Source organism: Candidatus Hakubella thermalkaliphila, from assembly GCF_013281975.1.
GTDB classification, from domain to species: domain Bacteria; phylum Actinomycetota; class Humimicrobiia; order Hakubellales; family Hakubellaceae; genus Hakubella; species Hakubella thermalkaliphila.
Map to the genome: position 1 here is coordinate 1 of NZ_BLRZ01000344.1, position 890 is coordinate 890.

1 protein-coding gene is annotated in these 890 nt (G+C 48.0%); it reads left to right on the forward strand.

Features of this window, described 5'->3' with window-relative positions:
* Positions 1-241: 241 nt before the first annotated feature.
* A partial coding sequence (locus tag HW443_RS12035) for a Clp protease N-terminal domain-containing protein (RefSeq protein WP_275942769.1) occupies positions 242-890 on the forward strand: 649 nt, incomplete at its 3' end.

Below are 890 nucleotides of genomic sequence, written 5' to 3' on the forward strand. Positions count from 1 at the left end.
ACCACAGTGTTTAATTTTTCAGCAATTTCATATAAATTCGTCAACAAAAGTCTACTATTCGCATTATATGCAGTTACCGTGAAAGGAGCAAATATCAGTCTTGAACTCATGATAATGGCTTAATCGAGGAGCAGAAGGTCTGGCATTAGCCTTAGGGGTGGTTTTACATACGCAATCTATGCGTTATAATAAAGAGGATTTGATAGAATGGATCATAAGGGAAAGGCAACCGGGTGGTCAGATGTTTGAGCGATTTACTGAACGGGCCAGAAAAGTGATCGTTCAAGCTCAAGAAGAGGCTCGCAAGTTAAATCAAAATTATATTGGGACAGAGCATCTCCTTCTGGGCCTGATCCACGAGCGTGATGGAGTGGCCTGCAAGGCTCTGACTAACCTGGGAATCAGACCCGAAGATACAAGGCGGGGAGTAATAGATATTGTGGGTATCGGGGAGACGGAGCCTGTAGGACACATTCCCTTTACCCCTCGAGCCAAAAAGGTGCTGGAGCTTTCTCTCAGAGAAGCTCTTCAGATGGGCCACAATTATATCGGAACCGAGCATATTCTTCTCGGTCTGATCAGAGAAGGGGAGGGAGTAGCGGCCAGGGTTCTGCAAAATTTGGGAGCCGATGCCGAGAGGGTCAGAGCTCAGATCATGGAACTTTTAAGAGGTAGCCTCGGAACTACAGAGACAGGGGCTCCTCAGACTGCTAAGTCCAGCAAACTTCTGAATCAGTTCGGCCGAAATCTTACCACCCTGGCCAGAGAGAATAAGCTCGATCCGGTCATAGGTAGAAGGAAAGAAATAGAGAGAGTGATGCAGATCCTCTCTCGCCGCACCAAGAATAACCCGGTCCTCATAGGTGAGCCGGGGGTGGGAACGACAGCGG